This window comes from Paraburkholderia unamae (assembly GCF_003096875.1).
Taxonomy (GTDB): Bacteria; Pseudomonadota; Gammaproteobacteria; order Burkholderiales; family Burkholderiaceae; genus Paraburkholderia; species Paraburkholderia unamae.
This window is the reverse complement of the sequence record NZ_QEOB01000013.1, coordinates 229,229-245,237: the sequence shown is the minus strand read 5'-3', so window position 1 is coordinate 245,237 and position 16,009 is coordinate 229,229. Positions and strand designations below refer to the sequence as shown.

The 16,009-nt window shown below is 66.7% G+C and carries 19 protein-coding genes; 12 read left to right on the top strand and 7 right to left on the bottom strand.

Features of this window, described 5'->3' with window-relative positions:
- Positions 1-56: 56 nt before the first annotated feature.
- Positions 57-353 carry an acylphosphatase gene (locus C7402_RS26760; RefSeq protein WP_116612786.1) on the top strand — a complete coding sequence of 99 codons (297 nt, stop codon included), beginning with the start codon at positions 57-59 and terminating at the stop codon, positions 351-353.
- An 81-nt stretch (positions 354-434) separates the two neighbouring features.
- Here C7402_RS26760 and egtD read toward each other — a convergent pair whose 3' ends face one another.
- A complete protein-coding gene (gene egtD, locus C7402_RS26755; protein WP_116612785.1) occupies positions 435-1,436 on the bottom strand; it encodes an L-histidine N(alpha)-methyltransferase in 1,002 nt (333 codons plus the stop codon).
- A 334-nt stretch (positions 1,437-1,770) separates the two neighbouring features.
- Here egtD and rarD point away from each other — a divergent pair, with 334 nt between their 5' ends.
- Positions 1,771-2,664 (top strand): EamA family transporter RarD, encoded by an 894-nt coding sequence (gene rarD, locus C7402_RS26750; RefSeq protein WP_116612784.1) that lies wholly within the window; start codon positions 1,771-1,773, stop codon positions 2,662-2,664.
- Positions 2,665-2,679: 15 nt separating this feature from the next.
- Here rarD and C7402_RS26745 read toward each other — a convergent pair whose 3' ends face one another.
- The gene (locus C7402_RS26745; RefSeq protein WP_116612783.1) at positions 2,680-3,246 is read right to left on the bottom strand and encodes an Mpo1 family 2-hydroxy fatty acid dioxygenase; all 567 of its coding nucleotides are present in this window, start codon (positions 3,244-3,246) and stop codon (positions 2,680-2,682) included.
- 104 nt (positions 3,247-3,350) lie between these two features.
- On the opposite strand from C7402_RS26745, the gene C7402_RS26740 reads away from it, so the two are divergent.
- The 3 genes from C7402_RS26740 (at position 3,351) to C7402_RS26730 (ending at position 6,205) form a co-directional block, all read left to right on the top strand.
- Positions 3,351-4,094 (top strand): Crp/Fnr family transcriptional regulator, encoded by a 744-nt coding sequence (locus C7402_RS26740; protein ID WP_116612782.1) that lies wholly within the window; start codon positions 3,351-3,353, stop codon positions 4,092-4,094.
- A gap of 162 nt (positions 4,095-4,256) precedes the next feature.
- Entirely contained in the window at positions 4,257-4,898 is a 642-nt protein-coding gene (locus C7402_RS26735) for an HAD family hydrolase (protein WP_112171110.1), read from the top strand.
- A gap of 65 nt (positions 4,899-4,963) precedes the next feature.
- Entirely contained in the window at positions 4,964-6,205 is a 1,242-nt protein-coding gene (locus C7402_RS26730) for a dienelactone hydrolase family protein (RefSeq protein ID WP_112170812.1), read from the top strand.
- 27 nt (positions 6,206-6,232) lie between these two features.
- Here C7402_RS26730 and C7402_RS26725 read toward each other — a convergent pair whose 3' ends face one another.
- The gene (locus C7402_RS26725) at positions 6,233-6,493 is read right to left on the bottom strand and encodes a hypothetical protein (protein ID WP_112170813.1); all 261 of its coding nucleotides are present in this window, start codon (positions 6,491-6,493) and stop codon (positions 6,233-6,235) included.
- 272 nt (positions 6,494-6,765) lie between these two features.
- On the opposite strand from C7402_RS26725, the gene C7402_RS26720 reads away from it, so the two are divergent.
- Genes C7402_RS26720 through C7402_RS26710 form a run of 3 tightly spaced genes read left to right on the top strand, consistent with a single transcriptional unit; the run spans position 6,766 to position 8,601 of the window.
- The gene (locus tag C7402_RS26720; protein WP_224044945.1) at positions 6,766-7,032 is read left to right on the top strand and encodes a hypothetical protein; all 267 of its coding nucleotides are present in this window, start codon (positions 6,766-6,768) and stop codon (positions 7,030-7,032) included.
- Positions 7,033-7,034: 2 nt separating this feature from the next.
- On the top strand, positions 7,035-7,985 hold the full coding sequence (locus tag C7402_RS26715; RefSeq protein WP_116612780.1) for a M23 family metallopeptidase: 951 nt from the start codon (positions 7,035-7,037) through the stop codon (positions 7,983-7,985).
- Positions 7,986-8,007: 22 nt separating this feature from the next.
- Positions 8,008-8,601, top strand: a complete 594-nt coding sequence (locus C7402_RS26710; protein WP_116612779.1) for a BPSL1445 family SYLF domain-containing lipoprotein — start codon at positions 8,008-8,010, stop codon at positions 8,599-8,601.
- 67 nt (positions 8,602-8,668) lie between these two features.
- Here the strand turns inward: C7402_RS26710 and C7402_RS26705 are convergent, their stop codons facing one another.
- Positions 8,669-9,457, bottom strand: a complete 789-nt coding sequence (locus C7402_RS26705; RefSeq protein WP_112170817.1) for a DNA/RNA non-specific endonuclease — start codon at positions 9,455-9,457, stop codon at positions 8,669-8,671.
- A gap of 233 nt (positions 9,458-9,690) precedes the next feature.
- Complete coding sequence (locus tag C7402_RS26700) at positions 9,691-10,050, bottom strand: DUF3564 domain-containing protein (protein ID WP_112170818.1); 360 nt, start codon at positions 10,048-10,050, stop codon at positions 9,691-9,693.
- A gap of 308 nt (positions 10,051-10,358) precedes the next feature.
- Between C7402_RS26700 and C7402_RS26695 the strand changes: the two genes are divergently transcribed.
- The 3 genes from C7402_RS26695 to C7402_RS26685 all read left to right on the top strand — a co-directional run bounded on the left by C7402_RS26695 (position 10,359) and on the right by C7402_RS26685 (position 12,940).
- Positions 10,359-10,781, top strand: coding sequence for a rubrerythrin family protein (locus tag C7402_RS26695; protein ID WP_112170819.1), 423 nt, complete (start codon positions 10,359-10,361; stop codon positions 10,779-10,781).
- Positions 10,782-10,981: 200 nt separating this feature from the next.
- Positions 10,982-12,319 carry a heterodisulfide reductase-related iron-sulfur binding cluster gene (locus tag C7402_RS26690; RefSeq protein ID WP_116612778.1) on the top strand — a complete coding sequence of 446 codons (1,338 nt, stop codon included), beginning with the start codon at positions 10,982-10,984 and terminating at the stop codon, positions 12,317-12,319.
- A gap of 39 nt (positions 12,320-12,358) precedes the next feature.
- Positions 12,359-12,940, top strand: coding sequence for a DUF3501 family protein (locus C7402_RS26685; RefSeq protein WP_112170821.1), 582 nt, complete (start codon positions 12,359-12,361; stop codon positions 12,938-12,940).
- 21 nt (positions 12,941-12,961) lie between these two features.
- Here the strand turns inward: C7402_RS26685 and C7402_RS26680 are convergent, their stop codons facing one another.
- Positions 12,962-13,426: a GNAT family N-acetyltransferase gene (locus tag C7402_RS26680; RefSeq protein ID WP_112170822.1), complete on the bottom strand. Its 465-nt coding sequence runs from the start codon at positions 13,424-13,426 to the stop codon at positions 12,962-12,964.
- Between the two features lie 108 nt (positions 13,427-13,534).
- Between C7402_RS26680 and pdxR the strand changes: the two genes are divergently transcribed.
- Complete coding sequence (pdxR, locus tag C7402_RS26675) at positions 13,535-15,013, top strand: MocR-like pyridoxine biosynthesis transcription factor PdxR (RefSeq protein ID WP_116612777.1); 1,479 nt, start codon at positions 13,535-13,537, stop codon at positions 15,011-15,013.
- Here the strand turns inward: pdxR and C7402_RS26670 are convergent.
- Positions 15,007-15,981 (bottom strand): aldo/keto reductase, encoded by a 975-nt coding sequence (locus C7402_RS26670; RefSeq protein WP_116612776.1) that lies wholly within the window; start codon positions 15,979-15,981, stop codon positions 15,007-15,009. The two genes, pdxR and C7402_RS26670, sit on opposite strands and share 7 nt — an antisense overlap.
- Positions 15,982-16,009 lie beyond the last annotated feature (28 nt).

Below are 16,009 nucleotides of genomic sequence, written 5' to 3'. Positions count from 1 at the left end.
CGTCTACAATGCCGACCGTATCGGCAGCGCAAGCATCAAATCATGGAGATTGAACAATGAGCGAACCGGATCTGGATACGCGCCTGGAAACGTACTATGTGCGCGTGCGCGGGACGGTGCAGGGCGTGGGCTTTCGTCACGCGACGGTGCGCCAGGCGCACGCGCTGCGCATTCGCGGCTATGTCGCGAACATGGAGGACGGTTCGGTGGAAGCCGTGATCCAGGGCACGGCCAACCAGGTGGACCGCATGCTGTCGTGGCTGCGCCACGGGCCGCCCGCCGCGCGCGTGAGTTCGGTGGAAAGCGAGGAGCGCACGAGCGAAAAGCGTTACGAGCGCTTCGAACAGCACTGACATCGCCCGCGAACCCAGTGCAAAAAAAGCGGTGCGCCATGCAAAAGGCGCACCGCTTTTTCGTTGCAGTTCAGATACCCCTCACTTCACCTCGAGCAGGCTCTCCGCGAATCCCCACTCTTTCTCGACCCACTGGCGCACGCAGCGAAATCCCGCGTCGGCGGCGATCGCCGGAATTTCGTCGGCGTGGTACTTGTGGCTGCTCTCGGTCCAGATCGTTTCACCCGCGCCGATCTCGACGCTCAAGCCCGCCGCGTTCACTTCGGCGCGCACGTCGCGCTTCGCGCGCAGATGCATTTCGATGCTGCGCACGTCGGGGTTGAAGCGCGCGACGTGCTCGAAGTCGTGCAGGTCGAAGTTGGCGTCGAGTTCGCGGTTGATGCGCGCGAGCAGGTTCAGGTTGAACGCGGCCGTGGCGCCGATGGCGTCGTCGTAGGCGGCGATCAGCGTGTCCACGGGCTTCACGAGATCGGTGCCGAGCAGCAGGGTGTCGCCGGGACGCAGCATCGCGCGGATGTCGCGCAAGAAGCGCGTGGCCGCGAGCCGCGCGAAGTTGCCGATCGTGCTGCCGAGAAAGAGCACGAACAGTTGCTCGCCGGGCTTGCGCTGGCGGCTCACTTCCGAAAGACCGGCGAGATAGTCGCGCTCGTAGCCGACGATCGAGATGCGTTCGATGTCGGCCAGCTCGCGCCGGCACAGTTGCAGCGCGCTGCGTGAAATCTCGATCGGACAGTATGAAGTGGGGCGCTTGCGGCACAGCGCTTCGAGAATGCGGCGCGTCTTGCGGCCGCTGCCGCTGCCGAGCTCCGCGACCTTGACGTCGGAGGGCAGCGCCTCGACGATCTCGGCCGCGTAGCGCGTGAGCAGGCGCTCCTCGGAACGCGTGACGCCGTATTCCGGCAGCACGGTGATCACTTCGAAGAGGGCCGAGCCCACTTCGTCATACAGATACTTCGAGGGCAGTTCTTTCTGCGGCGCGCGCGTGAGGCCCGCGCGCACGTCGGCGGCGAATTCGCTGGCGGCGCGAAGGGCCTGTGAGCGGGCGGGATCCGCAACGGCGGGGCGGGGCGCAGGAAGTGTCATGCGGGCTCCAGTGGGCGTTGGACGTTGGTGACGGCGGGCTGGCGCGGCAAGACTTACGTTCTAGTCCATCGTTGCGCAGTCTGCACAGACTTAATTGCGCCGCCGCGGCGAACCGCAATGGGAGCATCGCACATGCCCGCCTTGCGCGGCGCGGGTTTGCGGCGCCTCAGGCCGCCAAAACACGACTAGAATGCGGTCTCGCCGCGGGCTTTGCGAGTTCGCGTCTTATTCAATAGCCAATTCAAATGACAACGTTTTTACCCGCGCGCGCGAAATTTACGCGCCGCGCCGCTCGCCCCCTCTGCGGTTCCGTTTTGCGCCGCCGACCATCCCGATGAACCAGCACGAAACCGGGCGCGGTCTCGCATTTTCCGTGGGCGCTTCGGCGCTGTTCGCGCTGATGTCGGCCTATACGCTGCTGCTTGCGCCGCTGGGCGGCCTCGATATCTTCGCCTGGCGCGTCATCTGGACCGCGCCGGGCGCGCTGGCCTTGCTGCTGCTGCGCAAGCGCGCGCCGCAACTGGGCGCGCTCCTCATGCGCATGGTGCGCGAGCCACGCACCGCGCTGGCACTCGTGGCGAGCGCCGCGCTGCTCGGCTCGCAGCTATGGGTGTTCCTGTGGGCGCCGCTGCACGGGCGCATGCTGGAGGTGTCGCTCGGTTACTTCCTGCTGCCGCTCATCATGGTGCTGGTGGGCCGCTACTACTACCACGAGCGGCTCGAACGGCTGCAATGGCTTGCCGTCGCGTGCGCGGCCGTGGGCGTGGCGCACGAGTTGTGGGCCACGCACGCGTTCTCGTGGCCCACGTTGCTCGTGGCGCTCGGCTATCCGCCGTATTTCGTGTTGCGCCGCAAGATTCACGCGGACTCGCTCGTCACCTTCGCCGTGGAGATGCTGCTGCTCGTGCCGGTAGCCGTGATCGAAGTGCGCGCGGGCGGCTCGCTCGCGCTCCTCGACGCGCACAAGTTCCTCGCTTTCGTGCTGTTGCCGGGCCTCGGCGTGCTCAGCACGGTGGCGCTCGCGTCGTACCTGAAGGCGAGCCGCATGCTGCCGATGGCCCTTTTCGGCATCCTCGGCTATGTGGAGCCGGTGCTGCTCGTGATCGTTTCGGTGACGCTGCTCGGCGAACATCTGGGCATGCGCCAGCTCGCGACCTACGTGCCGATCTGGGTGGCCGTCGCGCTCACGGCGCTGCACGCGGCGCGGCTCGTGCGGTTCGAACGCTGACGGCCCACACGCCGTTCAAGGCCGCGCTTGCTGCCCGCGCGGCGCATTGATGCGCGTGGGGCCGACCTTGGCCTCGATCGCCGCGCGCAACGCGGGGCGCCAGCCGATGCTGAACAGCGCCTCGGCGAGCACGAACAGCGGCCCGATCATGAGGCCGATGAGATCGTCGACGAACGCCGGCTTGCGATGCTCCCACGCAATATGCCCGACGAACTGAAAGATCCAGCCGATCACGAAGAGCGCCACGCCGCCGCCCAGCCACGCGGCGGTGCCTTGCTGCGCGATCCACGCGCCGAACGCCACGCACGCCACGGAGACGACCGCCATCATCAGCCCGAGCGGCACGTCCAGCACGAGGTAATAGATCGTGGCGGCGCCGAACAGGAGCCATGCGGGCGACACCGCAACGGGCACAAAGGACGCAAAGGACACAAAGGGCAGCCCCGGCGCGACGGCCGGACGCGAAAGCAGCACGGCGAGCGCGAGCACGATGAGCGGAATGCCGATGAAATGGGTACCGATGTTACGCGTGTCGCGATGATAGGCGGCGTACTGGGTGAGCTGCTCGGTCAGGTTTCTCATGGGTGCCCCTTTGTCTCGAAAATCATTATGATCGTCGGGCTCACGCGCGCAAACCTTCGGCTAGCCGACAATTGCGCCGCCCAATGCCAACGCGCACCCCGCCGATGACTTCACGCGCCGCCTCGTCGCCCGCCCCCCGATCCGTGCCGACTGCCGCCGCGCTCGAACGCAGCGCATGGTTTCGCGCCGCGCCCGAACCGCTGCGCGAGGCCCTGCGCGCAGCGGGGCGCGTGCGCACGCTCGCGGCGGGCGAGCGCCTCTTCATGCGCGGCGACACCGACGACGGCCTCTATTGCGTACTGGAAGGCGCGGTGCGCGTGGGGGCGGCGAGCATGGCCGGGCGCGAGGCGCTGCTGGCCGTGGTCGGGCCCGCGCGCTGGTTCGGCGAGATCGCGCTGTTCGACGGCGGCGCGCGCACGCACGACGCCTACGCCGAGCGCGACTCCACGCTCTTTCACGTGCCGCGCGCCGCGCTCGTGGCGCTGCTCGACGCCACGCCTGCATACTGGCGCGTGTTCGGCCTGCTGCTCGCGCAAAAGCTGCGCCTCGCGTTCGACGCCATCGAGGAAACCGCGCTCCTGCCCGCCCCCGCACGCGTGGCGCGCCGCCTGCTGCTGCTTGCGCACGACTATGGCGAGGCCGCCGTCACGCCCACGCCTGCCCCCGCCGCGTTGCGCGCGCGATGCGTGATTCCCGTGCCGCAGGAGGATCTCGCGCTCATGCTGGCGCTGTCGCGGCAAACCGTGAACCAGATCCTGCGCCAGCTGGAGCGCGACGGTGTGCTCGCGCTGCGCTACGGTGAGATCGAGATCGTCGACGCCGCACGCCTGGCGGCGCAGGCGCAGTGAGCGCGCGCATTGATCCGCACGGCGTATCCGTATCGATTCACATCGACCGATGGCATCAATGTCGGACCGCGCGTTGCCGCCGCTTCGGGTTTGCGCCGACAATGACGCCGGCCCCGCCGCCTTCTTCCTTCACGCTTGCCCATTTTGCCCAATACGCTCTACATGAACGACCGCGTCATCGCCGCATTCGACTTTGATGGCACCATCACCACGTCCGACAGCTTTCGCGCTTTCATGCTCGACGCCGCCGGCCCCGCCCGTTTCGTCACCGCCGCGCTGCGCTGCCTGCCCTGGCTGATTGGCATCGCGCCCGGCTGGTCGCAGCGCGGGCCGACCAAGGCGCGCTTTCTCTACGCCGCGCTGGGACCGGTGCGGCGCGAGGCGCTCGAAGCCGCCGCGCAGCGTTTCGTCGAGCGCCGTTTGCCCGCGTTGTTGCGCCCCGAGATGCTCGCGCGCGTGGCCGAGCACCAGGCGCTTGGCCACGACGTGGTGCTGGTGAGCGCCTCGCCGTCGATCTATCTGCGCAAGTGGGCGCAGACGGTCGGCATCGGCACCGTGCTCGCGAGCGAACTCGAATGGCGCGACGGGGCGTACACGGGCCGCCTCGCGGGCAAGAACTGCTGGGGGCCGGAGAAGGTCGCGCGGCTGCGCGCATGGTGGGGCGAGCACGCGCCCGCCACGCTCTACGCCTATGGCGACAGCCGCGGCGACCGCGAAATGGCCGAGCTTGCGCAGCACGCGTGGATACGCGGCGAGTCGGCGCTGCCGCCGCTCGCGCCGGCGGGCGGTTTCGGCGCGGCGTGACTCGCTGCATCGGCGCGGGATCGACGCTAACCTACGGCAACCCACGACTACACGGAGACACCTCGATGAACGGACAATGGACCCAGATCACGTCGCGTGACGGCGGCGCATTCCGCGCCTACACGGCGCTGCCGCCCGAGGGCAGCGGCCCCGGCCTCGTGCTGCTCCAGGAGATATTCGGCGTGAACGGCTATATGCGCGCGCTTGCCGACCGCTACGCCGAGGAAGGCTACGTCGTGATGGTGCCGGACCTGTTCTGGCGTCTGGAGCCGAACGTCGATCTCGGCTACGACGGCGCCGACGCGCAAAAGGCGTTCTCGCTCTATGAGCGCTTCGACGTCGATCTCGCGATGGAAGACGTGGCGCAAACGCTCGCCGCGCTGCGCGCCCATCCGCAGCATCGCGGCAAGGCGGGCGTGGTGGGCTTCTGCCTGGGCGGCAAGCTCGCGTACCTGAGTGCGACGCGCACCGATGTGGATTGCGCGATCGGCTATTACGCCGTGGGCCTCGAAAACAATCTGGACGAAGCCGCGCGCATTCACTGCCCGCTGATGCTGCACTTCGGCGCCGACGACGCCCACTGTGACGCCGCCACGCGCGAGCGCATCGCGCAGGCGCTGGCGGACAAACCGGGCGTCGAGCTGTACACCTACCCCGGCTGCGACCACGCGTTCGCGTCGTCCTCGCGCCCGCAGTACGACAAGCCCGCCACGATGATGGCGTACTCGCGCACGCTCGCCATGCTGCGCCGCGTGCTCGGCCCGATCTACGACTTCAACGCGCTGTGGGAAGAACACTGCTACCACGAGTTCGTCGCGCGCAACCCGAGCGACGTGATGCCGACCATGGTCGCGCAACCCTACGTCAACCACATTCCGACGATGACGGGCGGCGTGGGCCACGACGAGCTCAAGCGCTTCTACACGCACCACTTCGTGCATTCGAACCCCGAGGACACGCGCCTGATCCCGATCTCGCGTACCATCGGCTCGGACCGCGTGGTGGACGAGTTCATCTTCTGCTGCACGCACGATCGCGAGATCGACTGGCTGCTGCCGGGCCTCGCGCCCACGGGCAAATACTTCGAAGTGCCGATGCTCGCCGTGATCTGCTTTCGCGGCAACAAGCTCTATAACGAGCACATCTACTGGGATCAGGCCTCGGTGCTCGCGCAGATCGGCGCGATCGACCCCACCGGCCTGCCGATCGCGGGCGCGCAGAGCGCGAAGAAGCTGCTCGACGAAACGCTGCCTTCGAACACGCTCATGGCGCGCGCCTGGCGCGAGAGCGAAGGCAAGCCGTTCTGAATCTCGCGCCGTCGCCCGCGTTGGCGTTCAGTTGAACGGGTTGTTGACGACGCCGGGCTTCTGGTCCGGCTCGTCGGCGACCTTGGCGGGCAGGTGCGGGTCGGCCTGAAGTTTTGCCACGACGTCGTCGAGCGCCGCCTTGAGCGCCAGCGCGGCGGCGAGCCCGCGCTTGTCGCGCGTGATTTCGAGCGTGCCCGCGAGCGTCACGCGCGTCGAACCGTTCGTGAGCGTGAGCGCGTCGCCTTGTACGTTCAGGACATCGTCGTCGTTTGCGTATGCGTCGAACATCTTGTGATCCTCTCCTTGTGTCAGCGGGGCCGCGTGGCGTCAGCGTCGCGCGGCTTGGGGTGCGGCCCGCATTATAGAAAGCCGCGCGGGAAATTCAGCACTTCGTGAACAATATGTGAGCCATATTCGCGGCTCATTCTCCTTGCGGATCTCTGCCGCATCGTGCGGCAGTTCTGTCATGCCACTGTCAGAGGCGCGCGTCGGCTTCGTGCGCGCGCTGATACAGGTCAACCCGCTCGCGCTAAACCGCGGCGTCCGCAGGCAAACCAACGATGATGACGCACCTGCGCCCTCCGGCGCAGACGGTATTTCAGAGTGTGGGCAAGGAGTCATCGATGGGAATTCTGGATAAGGTAGCTGAAATCGCCGGCGCGGTCGCGGCGGTGGAAGCCGAGAAAAAAATGCACCCCGAGGCGTCGCTGCTGGCCGAGAGCGTGGCTGCCGTGATGGGTTACAAGGGCGGCGGCGCGCTCGCGGAACTGGCCGAGGAAAAGCTTGGCGGGACCCAGGCGGCGGACAACGCCGATCCGCAGGCTTGACCATGCGCGGCCTGCATCAGGAGGCCGCGCGCCTCGCGCGCGGCGCGGCGCTGGCGCTTGCGTTTGCCGTGGCATTGAGCGCCTGCACGATCACGCCGTGGCGCAGCGCGGAAACCGGCGAGACGGACCAGGCGGAAGACGGCGCCGTGACGGCCAGGGCGGTGCAGCCGCCCGCGGTCGCCGCTGCGGCGCTGCCCGCGTCCGGGAGCGCGGCCGAAGCCGCGCCGGGCTTCTACCGCGTGAAGCCCGGCGACACGCTCACGCGCATTGCGAAAGCCAACGGCCAGAAGCCCGCCACCCTCATCAACTGGAACAAGCTGCCCGCCGACGGGAAGATCCAGATCGGCCAGCTATTGCGCGTCGCGCCGTCCGCAGCGGTGGCGGCCGCGAGTTCGCCGGGCGCGCCTCTGCCGCCCATCCTGCCCCTTTCGTCCGGGTCGTCCGGTTCATCCGTACCGCCCGTGGCGGGCGCAGCCACCGCTCCTGCCGCCACTCCTGCAACTGTCGTAAGCCCAGGCGCACCGAAGGCGGTTGCGGCAAAACCGGCCGCCAAGCCCGCCGCGGCCACCGCCGCCGAGCGTCCCAGCGCCCGCTTCATCTGGCCGATCGAAGGCAGCGTGGCGCAACCCTTCAAGGGCAAGTCCAAAGGCGTGGTGATCGCGGGTCCGGCGGGGCAGCAGGTGAAAGCGGCGGCGGCCGGCCGCGTGGTCTACGCGGGAAGCGGCATGAAGGCGTACGGGAAGCTGGTCATCGTGCGGCACGACGCGCATCTGCTCACCGCCTACGGCCGCAACGGCAAGCTGCTCGTGAAGGAAGGCGAGACGGTGAAGCAGGGCCAGGCAATCGCCACGAGCGGCACGGATGGCGCGGGCATCTCCACGTTGATGTTCGAGGTGCGCGAGAACGGCAAGCCGGTCGACCCGCTGGCGTCGTTGCCGAAAGCGCAGCAGTAATCAATACGGATCACGAATCGAAATGAAGAGACGGGAATTCCTCGCGGGCGGCTCGGTCGCCGCGGCGACATGGCTGGCCGCAATGGCGGGCTGCACGACCACCGGTCCCGCCGCCGCCGCCGACCCCGCGGCCGCGAACGCGGTGGCGCGCCGCGAGATCGACGAGGACGTGGACGAGGTGCTCGCGCGCCTCTATCGCTCCGTCAAGGGCTCGCGCGAACTGCTTGCCAAGGCGCGCGGCGTGCTCGTGTTTCCGGACGTGAAGGGCGCGGGCTTCGTGATCGGCGCCGAGTACGGGCGCGGCGCGCTGCGCGTGGAGGGCCGCACGCTCGGCTACTTCTCGACGATGGGCGGCTCGTTCGGCGCCCAGGTCGGCGCGCAGTCGCGCGCCATCGTCTACGCATTCATGACGCGCTCGTCGCTCGATCGCTTCAAGCGCAGCAGCGGCTGGAGCGTGGGCGCGGACGCCACCGTCGCGCTCGTGAAGATGGGCGCCAACGGCAAGATCGACAGCGCCACGGCGGTCAACCCCATCGAAGCCTTCGTGCTGACGAACGCCGGCCTCATGGCCGGCGTTTCGCTGGAGGGCTCGAAGGTCTCCCGGCTCGACATCTAGCGAGCGGGACGCGCGTCAGGCATGAGTCGCGCATAAGTCACGCATAGGTCACGCATGAGTCGCGCGCTCACCAGCCCCATTGGCTCACGGCAAAGTTGCGGCCGTTGAACGATACCTTTTCCTTCGCCGCCACGTTCGCCGGAATGCCAGGGAACGCAATGCCGCTCTGCGCTTCGAGATCGCGCACCGAGCGTATGTCGTAGCGGTCGGCCGACGCGTTGTCGGCGACGATGGCGAACGCGAGCTGCTGCGAAGGCACGTACACGACCTTGAAGATCTGCGTGGGCACGAGCACGCGCGTGGCGCCGATCGTCTGCAACTGCGCGCCCGTGAAGAGCGGCCCGGTCACGACATAGGCTTCGCCGTATTTCGTCGCGAGCTTGCGCACGGCCGTTTCGATATGCGCCCACAGGCGCTGGTTGTTGTCCCGGTTCTGCGGAACGATATTGGCCAGCGAAAACGATTCGGCCATGGCCTGCGCGTTCCAGCGGTTGCCCGCCGGGCTCATGTGGCCGCGATCGAAACCGCTGCGCTTGTAGTCGGCGAGCGTCGCGCCTTCGCCCGCGGGCAAACGGTCGTCCTCGAAAAAGCGGTTCGTGCGCGTCATGTCCTTCGCGGCTTCCAGGTGATCGCGCGTGAGATGCTCGGCGGACCACAGCGGCCCATGCGTGACGCCCGAGTGCAGGACGACGAAGTCCGAGTAGCAGAGCATGCGCGTCTTCGGCGCCATGCGTGCGTTCGTGAGCGTGGGGAACTGGCCGCCGGGAACGAACTGCGAACAGGCCGGCGCGGCTTGGGCATGGCTCGCGGCGGCGAGCAGCAGGGAGGAAATCAGCGAGGCAAACAGCTTCTTCATCGAGAGGACTGACTGGACTGGGGTGGGATCAAGCGGGCTGAAAGTATAGCGGGCGCGCCACGCAAGGAGAAAAGCGCCGGCAAAAAAACGCGCGCCCGCTCAGTGAGCGGGCGCAGGCGCGATGTGATGCTGAACACATGAGCGCGGCAGCGTTGCGTTGCGGCGCGAGAGGCGAGGCGGCAAACGGGCCGCCTTCAGGCAAACGGGAAAATCAGAACTCGTTCAAAGCCGGATCAGCCGGCGAACAACGCATGCTCGGCGCGGACCATCTGGCGGTCCACGGCCTGAAGGCGCCACTGGCCTTCCATCGGCGAGTGCGATGTTTCGCATGACCATGTTGCGTCGCCGTGTGCGGAACTGATTTCCTGACGGCGATTCACATGCAAACCGCGTAGCGTGCACAGCGGCTCGTTTTCGAGCGGCGCGCAAAGCGACGTGACACCATTCACGTCGCGCATTTCACCCCATTCCGGCAGGTCGATCCCTTCGTGAGACTCGCGGGACCAGCGTTGCTGGTCGGTGTCGAGCCAGAGCACTGCATAGTCGTGATTGACGGTCGGATCGGAACCGTTGATCAAGATCGTAAGTCGCATGGCATCTCCACAAAAATGGATCGGGCGCGTCGGCAATTCCAAAGTCTAGGACGTCTGGCGGCGCGCGCAAGCAGATCGTGCAGGACAGATCGTCGCGTGCAGGACGCGTAACGGAACTGACCCTGCCGACGGCCGCGTAAACCCGGCCATCGGCGCGTCGCTATCGGGGAGATTGAAAATCACAATTGGGAACGCAAACACCACAACCTAGATTGATAGTGCGGCGAAGTCGCCCGTCCATGGTGCACCGCACGAAGGCGAATGGCGTCGCGTCCCCACATATCAGATCGAATCGGATGGAGGCACAGATGGCACAGCTAAAGGGCTCGAAGACGGAACAGAACCTCAAGGATGCATTCGCAGGCGAATCGCAGGCCAACCGCCGTTACCTGTATTTCGCAGCCAAGGCCGACGTTGAAGGGCAGAACGACGTAGCGGCGCTGTTTCGCTCGACCGCCGAAGGCGAAACCGGCCACGCGCATGGCCACCTCGAATATCTGGAAGCGGTGGGCGACCCGGCGACCGGTTTGCCGTTCGGCACGTCGCGCCTGAATTTGCAGGCGGCGATCGCGGGCGAAACGCACGAATACACCGATATGTATCCCGGCATGGCCAAGGCCGCGCGCGACGAAGGCTTTGACGAAATCGCGAACTGGTTCGAGACGCTCGCCAAGGCGGAGCGCAGCCACGCCAACCGCTATTCGAAAGCGCTGGACGTGCTGGCGGACTGAGGACCGCCGCGTGCCGGGCGCGCCGCACGCGTGGCGCCGCTATGTACGGCACGCACACATCGCGCGAATGCTTTGCGCGCGCCGGACGCGAACCGGCGCGCGCACGCGCGCATGTTCAGCCGCGGCTTGAGTGGCGGCTTGAGTCGCGCATTCAGCCGCGCATATTGCCGACCAGGCGATAACTAAAAGAAGGAGACGTCATGCCCCACAAGGAAGGCAGTCTCGAAGCACCTACGCGCCATCCGCTCGACTGGCGCTCCGAAGCGTTCTACGACCAGGCCCAGCTCGACACAGAACTCGCTCGCGTGTTCGACATCTGCGCGGGCTGCCGGCGCTGCGTGTCGCTGTGCGGCGCGTTTCCGGCGCTTTTCGATCTCGTCGACGAAACCGACACCGGCGAGGCGCACGACGTCGACAAGTCGCAGTACGGCAAGGTCGTCGACCAGTGCTATTTGTGCGACCTCTGCTACATGACGAAGTGTCCTTACGTGCCGCCGCATCCGTGGAACGTGGATTTCCCGCATCTCATGTTGCGCGCGAAAGCCATCCAATATCGCAAAGGCGAAGTGAAGCTGCGCGACCGCGTGCTCTCCAACACCGACGCGCTCGGCCAACTCGCCGGCATTCCCGTGGTCACGCAAACGGTCAACGCCGTCAATCACACGAAGGTGATGCGCGGCGCGATGGAAGACATGCTGGGTGTCGATCGCAAGGCGTGGCTCCCCGACTTCGCCACCCGCAAATTCCGTAACGTTGCAAAACGTGCGTCGACGAGCGAGGCGCGCGAAGGCGAGCGCACGCCGGGCAAGGTCGCGATCTACGCCACCTGTTACGTGAATTTCAACGAGCCCGGCATTGGCCACGACTTGCTCGCGGTGCTCGACCACAACGAGATTCCCTATGAACTCGTGAAGAGCGAGTGGTGCTGCGGCATGCCGCTGCTGGAGCAGGGCAATCTGGAGGGCGTGGCGCACAAGCAGGCGCAAAACATGCCGATGCTCGCGCGTTACGCGCGCGAAGGCTATGCGCTGATCGGCGCGGTGCCGAGCTGCGTGCTCATGTACAAGCACGAATTGCCGCTGATGTTCCCCGACGACGCCAACACCAAAGCCGTGAGCGACGCATTCTGGGACCCGTTCGAGTACCTCGTGGCGCGCCATCGCGACGGCCTGCTCAAAACCGACTTCCGCGCGCCGCTGGGCAACGTGTCCTACCACGTGCCGTGCCACGCACGCGTGCAGAACATCGGCCGCAAGACCTTCGACCTGCTCTCGCTCGTGCCCGACACCAAGGTGACCGTGGTCGAGCGCTGCTCGGGCCATGCGGGCACGTTCGGCGTGAAGAAGGAGTTTCACGCGATGTCGATGAAGATCGGTACGCCCGTATTCAAGCAGATGGGCCAGGCCGCGCCTAACTTCATCTCGTCGGACTGCCAGCTTGCGGGCCACCACATCGCCCAGGGCATCGAGGAGAACAATCTGGGCGAGCCGCCGCTCGCGCACCCCATCACCTTGCTGCGCCGCGCTTATGGCATTTGAGCGACGCCGCCATCACGATACCGACACGAGGCACGACTCATGACGATCGCGAGAAATTCGCTGTTGACGCTGGAAGCCTACGCGAAGGCGCGGGGCGACATGCGCAAGCGCATCATCGAACACAAGAAGCAGCGTGTCGTTGCGCTCGGCAATCACCTCACGTTCCTGTTCGAAGACGAGGCGACGATCCGCTATCAGATCCAGGAGATGCTGCACATCGAAAAGATCTTCGACGAAGACGGCATTCAGGGCGAACTCGCGGCCTACCTGCCGCTCGTGCCCGACGGCAGCAACCTCAAGGCGACGATGCAGCTCGAATACGAAAGCGAGGTCGAGCGTCGCGCGGCGCTGGCGCGCCTGATCGGCATCGAGGACAAGGTGTTCGTTCAGGTGGAAGGCGAGCCGCCCGTCTACGCGATCGCCGACGAAGACCTCGAACGCGAGAACGCCGAAAAAACCTCGGCCGTGCATTTCGTGCGTTTCGAACTCACGCCGCAAATGAAAGCGCGCCTGCGAGAAGGCGCGGTGCTCACGCTGGGCTGCGATCACCCGAACTACCGCGTGCCCACGCAGACCGTGGACGGCGCGGTGCGCGCCTCGCTGCTCAAGGATCTCGCCTGAGGCGGCGCGCGCTTCGATGCGTCACACGTCCTTGCGGTACATGACAAAGCCAGGCTTGACGGCCACGTCGTCGTAAAGGCGCATGGCCGTGTGATTCGTTTCGTGCGTATGCCAGTACACGCGCGACGAATTCGAAGCCTTCGCATGCGCATACACGGCCTCGATCAGCGCGCGGCCCACGCCCTGGCCGCGCGCGTCTTCCACGGTGAAGAGATCCTGCAAATAGCAGATCGGCCCTTCCATGATCGTGTTGCGGTGATAGATGAAGTGCACGAGGCCGAGCACGCGCTCGCCGCGCACGGCGATGAAGGCGTGCATCGGCTCATAGCCGTCGAAGAAGCGCGACCACGTGGTGCGCGTGATGGCCTCCGGTAGCGCCGTTGCGCCAAAGCGCCCGTAAAAGCGGTTGTAGCCGTCCCAGAGCGGCAGCCATGCGTCGAAATCGTCGGGCGCGACGGCGCGCACCTGAATTGCCGTGTCGGTCAAGTCGTGTCTCCCAATGTGCCGGTGTGGGTTAGGTCAGACTCCCAAGCGTAAGCCACCTGTGGCACCATTGTTAGTCCCACCACAAATGACAATGATGGAGCCACGGCTTTGGACTACGCGTTGATGATGGCAGCCTATGCGAAGCGCGCCGTGCGCAAGCTCACGCAGCAGGACCTGCTTTACGAGAGCCTGCGCCGCGCGATTCTCGACGGCGACATCGGCCGCGGCACGCGCCTCGCGTCGAGCCGCGCGCTCGCGGAGCAGCTTGGCATTGCGCGCAATTCGGTGCTCTACGCGTATGAGCGGCTGGTGGAGGAGGGCTTCGTCAACGCCACGCGCCACGGCTCGGTGGTCAACGCGGTCAAAGCGGGCGGCGCGACGACGCCTGCGCAACTCGCGCCGAAAGAGGACAGCGCACCGGTGCTCTCGCGCCGCGTGCGCGACCTGCCGCCGCGCCGCCTGAGCAACGACGGCGCCAAGGCGCTGCGTCCGGGCGTGCCCGCGCTCGACCAGTTTCCGTATGCGCAATGGCGCACGGCGGTCGAGCGCGCGCTGCGCGAATTGCGCGCGCACGACCTGGGCTATGGCGACAGCGCAGGCATGCCCGCGCTGCGCCAGGCCATTGCGCAGTACGTGCGCGTGTCGCGCGGCGTGCGTTGCCGGCCGGAGCAGGTGTTCGTGACGGACGGCACGCAGTCGAGCCTGGACTTGTGCGCGCGCTTCTTCGCGGACGCGGGCGAGCGCGCGTGGATCGAGAACCCGGGCTACCTGGGCGCGCGCGTGGCCTTCGCGGGCGCGGGGCTGCAACTCGTGCCCATGAGCGTGGACGCCGCGGGCATGAACGCGCGCCCCGAGGACTGGCGCGAGCGGCCGCCGCGCCTCGTCTACCTCACGCCTTCGCATCAGTATCCGCTGGGCAGCGTGCTGAGCCTCGAGCGGCGTCTCGCGCTGATCGAGCACGCGCGCGCGTGCGGCGCGTGGATCGTGGAGGACGACTACGACAGCGAACTGCGCCACGACGGGCCGCCCTTGCCGTCGATCCAGGGCCTGGCCGACGACGCCCCCGTGCTCTATCTCGGCACCTTCAGCAAGACGCTCTTTCCGGCGTTGCGCATCGCCTTCATGATCGTGCCGCCGCGCGTGGTCGCGCCGTTCGCGCAGGCGCACCGCACGCTCATGCGCCAGGGGCGCGTGGCGGAGCAACTGGCGCTGGCGGAGTTCATCGAAAGCGGGCGCTACGCGCGCCATTTGCGGCGCATGCGCAGGCTCTACGAGGAGCGCCGCGACGGCCTGGTCGCGGCAATCGACAAGCATCTGCGTGGTTTGATGACGGTGTCGGCCGACGCCGGCGGCATGCACTTGAGCGTGCGTCTGGACGCGCCGCTCGCCGACGTGGACGTGAGCGAAGCGGCGCGTGCACACGGGCTGCATCTCTCGCCGCTGAGCTCGTATTGCCTCGAAGCGCCCGATGCGGCGCGCTACAACGGCTTCCTGCTCGGCTACGCGGAGACGCCGCCGCACGCGGCCGACGCGCACATGCAAACGCTCGCGCGGATCATGCGCGAGCGTTTGCCTACGGCTTACTGATGCCCCGCGATCGCATGCGGCAGATAAGGCGCTTCGAGCGCCTTGATCTCTTCCGCGGTGAGCTTTAGCGAGAGCGCCGCAACAGCGTCTTCGAGATGCTGCGGCTTCGAAGCGCCGATGATCGGCGAGGTGATGCCGGGCTTTTGCAGCAGCCAGGCCAGCGCGACCTGCGCGCGCGGCACATCGCGCGCACGCGAGATGGTTGCGACCGCATCGATGATGGCGTGATCCGCTTCGGCGCCGTAGAGCGTCTTGCCGAAGCTGTCGGTGGATGCGCGCTCGCTCGTGGCGTTCCAGTCGCGCGTGAGGCGGCCGCGCGCAAGCGGGCTCCACGGCATCACGGCAATGCCCTGGTCGGCGCACAGGGGCAGCATTTCGCGCTCCTCCTCGCGATAGAGCAGGTTCACGTGGTTCTGCATGCTGATGAACTCGGTCCAGCCGTGCTGGCGCGACGTGTAGAGCGCCTTGCTGAACTGCCACGCGTACATGGACGAAGCGCCGATATAGCGCGCCTTGCCGGCCTTCACGACGTCGTGCAGCGCTTCGAGCGTCTCTTCGATGGGCGTGTTGTAGTCCCAGCGGTGGATCTGGTAGAGATCGACGTAGTCGGTGCCGAGGCGCTTGAGGCTATGGTCGATTTCGGTGAGGATGGCCTTGCGCGAAAGACCCTGGCCGTTGGGGCCGGGCCGCATGCGGTTATAGACCTTGGTGGCGAGCACGATGTCGTCGCGCTTCACGAAGTCGCGCAGCGCCCGCCCGACGATCTCCTCGGACGTGCCGTCCGAGTAGGTGTTGGCCGTGTCGAAGAAGTTGATGCCGGCATCGAGTGCCTGGCGGATGAGCGGGCGGCTGGCTTCCTCGCCCAGCGTCCACGGGTGCGTGCCGCGTTCGGGCACCCCGTAGGTCATGCAACCAAGACAAAGACGCGAAACTTGCAGCCCTGTCGAGCCGAACCTGACGTAATCCATTGCTGTTGCTCCTGGCGAAAAAGCGGAT